This is a genomic window from Pseudomonas sp. 05N434 (genome assembly GCF_056396965.1).
Map to the genome: position 1 here is coordinate 1 of NZ_JBFTMK010000432.1, position 4,382 is coordinate 4,382.

2 protein-coding genes are annotated in these 4,382 nt (G+C 61.2%); both read left to right on the forward strand.

The annotated features are described in order from the left end of the window. The first annotated feature begins 450 nt into the window (after nucleotides 1–450). Nucleotides 451–1,611 (forward strand): efflux RND transporter periplasmic adaptor subunit, encoded by a 1,161-nt coding sequence (locus tag AC1DLB_RS22580; protein WP_064616210.1) that lies wholly within the window; start codon nucleotides 451–453, stop codon nucleotides 1,609–1,611. After that, a partial coding sequence (locus AC1DLB_RS22585) for an efflux RND transporter permease subunit (protein ID WP_477785676.1) occupies nucleotides 1,608–4,382 on the forward strand: 2,775 nt, incomplete at its 3' end. The genes AC1DLB_RS22580 and AC1DLB_RS22585, both read left to right, overlap by 4 nt.

Here is a 4,382-nt window from a genome sequence, read left to right on the forward strand (position 1 = left end):
CCCTTCGGGAGGCTGAGTGGAGGTGTTCATCTGGGGATTGGCGCGCAGCGCCGTTCGACGCAGTCGAACACATCGCATGTAGGTTGAAGCGAAGCCAACCGTAGGGCGATGCCCCCAGATGGATACCGGAGCGAAGGAACCCCGAGCCTCAGCGAGGGGCCGTACGTTCGGGGCGAGACCTTTTGGTTCCTTTTGGGGCGTTTGCCAAAAGGGACTCGCCGTAAGGGCGAAACCATAAGCCGCCGTTACCGCAGCAACGGATATGTACACCACCCACAAGAACATGGTCGGCCCAAAGGCCGCCAAGACCAAAGGAATCAGCAACAACCAAAGGAGGTCCAAACTGACAGAGCCGTCAGTTACCAGTCACGCTCCTGACCGGCGAACAGGTTTATAAAGGAAGGTATAAACCTGACAAAACCAGACCACTCAGCCCGGCGCCCCACTCGCATGCGAATTCAGAAAAAAACCGCCCTGCTCGCCGCCCTTCTGATCGCCCTGGCAGCGACGGGCGTTTGGTACGCCACCAAACCCGCCGCCACCAAACTGGCCGCCCCCACCGCCATTCCCGTGCGGGTGGTCAGCGTCGTCGAAAAAGATGTGCCCCGCTACGTCAGCGGCATCGGCTCGGTGTTGTCCTTGCACAGCGTGGTCGTGCGCCCGCAAATCGACGGCATCCTCACCAAACTGCTGGTCAAGGAAGGCCAACTGGTGAACCAGGGTGACCTGCTGGCCACCCTCGATGACCGCTCGATCCGCGCCAGCCTCGACCAGGCCCGGGCGCAACTGGGCGAAAGCCAGGCGCAACTGCAAGTGGCCCAGGTCAACCTCAAGCGCTACAAATTGCTGAGGGTCGACGACGGCGTGTCCAAGCAGACCTACGACCAGCAACAAGCCCTGGTCAACCAACTCAAAGCCACCGCCCAAGGCAATCAAGCCTCGATCGACGCCGCTCTGGTGCAGCTTTCCTACACACAGATTCGCTCGCCAGTCACCGGTCGCGTTGGTATTCGCACAGTCGATGAAGGCAACTTCCTGCGCATGACCGACACCCAAGGTCTGTTCACGGTGACCCAGATCGACCCGATCGCCGTGGAGTTTTCCCTGCCGCAGCAAATGCTGCCGACCCTGCAAGGCCTGATCAACAATCCACAGCAAGCACCGGTCAAGGCTTACATCGGCGCCGACACTGACGGTGAAACCGGCAACCTGCTGGGCGAAGGTCACCTGACCCTGATCGACAACCAGATCAACGCCAACACCGGCACCATCCGCGCCAAGGCCGAATTCGCCAACCCCGCACAGAAACTCTGGCCGGGCCTGCTGGTGACGGTAAAGATTCAGACGGCGCTGGATAAAAATGCGCTGGTGGTGCCGCCCACGGTCGTACAACGCGGGCTCGATCAACATTTCGTGTACAGGGTCAACGGCGACAAGGTCGAAGCCGTGCAGGTGCAAATGGTCTATCAAGGCAGCGGCCAGGACATTATCAAAGGCGTTAAACCGGGCGACGTGCTGGTCAGCGACGGCCAATCGAGGCTCAAGCCCGGCTCGACGGTTCAGGTACTGAGCGAGCCACCGCAAGTGGTCCAATCGGAGCCAAAACCATGAAGGGCCACGGTTCCATTTCCGCGTGGTGCATCGATCATCCGGTGGCGACGGTCCTGCTGACCTTTGCCCTTATATTGCTCGGCGTCATCGCCTTCCCGCGACTGTCGATTGCGCCACTGCCGGAAGCGGAATTCCCGACCATTCAGGTGGCCGCGCAACTGCCCGGCGCCAACCCGGAGACCATGGCCTCATCGGTGGCCACGCCGCTTGAAGTGCAATTCAGCGCCATCCCCGGCGTGACCCAGATGACCTCGAGCAGCGCCCTGGGCTCGACCATCCTGACCCTGCAATTCACCCTCGACAAAAGCATCGACACCGCCGCCCAGGAGGTCCAGGCCGYGATCAACACCGCCGCCGGCAAACTGCCCAAAGATATGCCCAACCTGCCAACCTGGCGCAAGGTCAACCCGGCTGACAGTCCGGTGCTGATTCTCAGCATCAATTCACCGCAAATGCCCGGCACCGAACTCAGCGATCTGGTAGAAACCCTACTCGCCCGTCAGATCAGTCAGATCGACGGTGTAGGCCAAGTGAACATCACCGGTCAGCAACGTCCGGCGATTCGCGTGCAGGCCTCGGCGGACAAACTCGCCGCCATTGGCCTGACCCTGGCGGACATTCGCCTGGCGATCCAGAAAACCAGCCTCAACCAGGCCAAAGGTGCGTTGTACGGCGAGTCGAGCATCTCGACCCTGTCCACCAACGACCAGTTGTTCCACCCCGAGGATTACAGCCAACTCATCGTTTCCTACAAGAACGGTGCCCCTGTCCATCTCAAGGACGTGGCCAAAGTGGTCAACGGTTCCGAAGATGCCTACATCCAGGCCTGGGCTGACGGCCAGCCGGGGGTGAACCTGGTGATTTTCCGGCAACCGAGCGCCAACATCGTCGAGACCGTTGATCGAATTCAAGCGGCCCTGCCGACACTGAATGCCATGTTGCCGGCTTCGGTGCAGGTCAAGGTGTTGATCGACCGCACCCAGACCATCCGCGCCTCGCTGCATGAAGTGGAAGTCACCCTGCTGATCGCGATCCTGCTGGTGGTGGCGGTGATGGCGCTGTTCCTGCGGCAACTGTCGGCGACCCTGATCGTGACAGCGGTGCTCGGTGTGTCGCTGACTGCCAGTTTCGCCCTGATGTACATCATGGGCTTCAGCCTGAATAACCTGACGCTGGTGGCGATCGTGGTGTCCGTCGGGTTTGTGGTCGACGATGCGATTGTGGTGGTGGAAAACATTCACCGGCACCTGGAGGCCGGCGACGGCATGCGCGAGGCGGCGATCAAAGGCGCCGGCGAGATCGGTTTTACCGTGGTCTCGATCAGTTTCTCGCTGGTGGCGGCGTTCATTCCGCTGCTGTTCATGGGCGGCGTGGTCGGGCGGCTGTTCAAGGAGTTCGCCTTGACCGCGACCTCGACCATCCTGATTTCGGTGGTGGTGTCCCTGACCCTGGCACCGACGCTGGCCGCGCTGTTCATGCGCGCACCGGCGCATCATGCCCACAGCAAACCAGGTTTCGGCGAGCGCTTGCTGGCGCTGTACGACAAAGGCCTGCGCCGCGCCCTCGCCCATCAGACATTGATGATCGGTGTGTTCGGCCTGTCGCTGGGGCTGGCCATTGCCGGTTACATTTTCATCCCCAAAGGCTTCTTCCCGGTACAGGACACCGGATTCGTCCTCGGCACCACCGAAGCAGCTGCAGATATTTCCTACGGCGACATGGTGAAAAAACACTTGGCGATGGCCGAAATCGTCGCCGCCGACCCCGCCGTCGAGACGTTCTCGCACTCGGTCGGTGTTTCGGGCAGCAACCAGACCATCGCCAACGGCCGCTTCTGGATTTCGCTGAAAAAGCGTGGCGACCGCGATGTGTCCGCCAGCCAGTTCATCGACCGGATTCGCCCGCAACWGATGAAAGTCCCGGGCATCGTGCTGTACCTGCGCGCCGGGCAAGACATCAACCTCAGTTCCGGCCCGAGCCGCGCCCAGTACCAATATGTGCTCAAGAGCAACGACGGTGCCCTCCTGAGTACCTGGACCCAGCGCCTGACGGAAAAACTGCGCAGCAACCCGGCGTTCCGCGACATTTCCAACGACTTGCAACTGGGCGGCAGCATCACCCACATCAGCATCGACCGCAGCGCGGCGGCACGTTTCGGCCTGACCGCCAGCGATGTCGACGAAGCGCTGTACGACGCCTTCGGCCAGCGGCAGATCAATGAATTCCAGACCCAGACCAACCAGTACAACGTGATTCTGGAACTGGACACCAAACAGCGCGGCAAGGCCGAAAGCCTCAACTATTTCTACCTGYGCTCTCCGCTGAGTGGGGAAATGGTGCCGCTGTCGGCCCTGGCGAAATTCGATGCGCCGACCATCGGCCCGTTGTCCATCGCTCACGACGGAATGTTCCCGGCGGCCAACCTGTCATTCAACCTGGCTTCCGGCGTGGCGTTGGGTGATGCGGTGATCATGCTCAACCAGGCCAAGGCTGACATCGGTATGCCGGCCGCCATCAGCGGTAACTTCCAGGGCGCGGCCCAGGCGTTCCAGAGTTCGCTGGCCAGCCAGCCGTGGTTGATTCTGGCGGCGTTGGTGGCGGTGTACATCATTCTCGGCGTGCTGTACGAAAGCTTCGTGCATCCACTGACGATCATTTCGACCCTGCCTTCGGCGGGGCTCGGGGCGGTGATCATGCTGTGGATCTGCGGCCAGGACTTTTCGATCATGGCGCTGATCGGGCTGGTGCTGCTGATCGGTATCGTCAAGAAG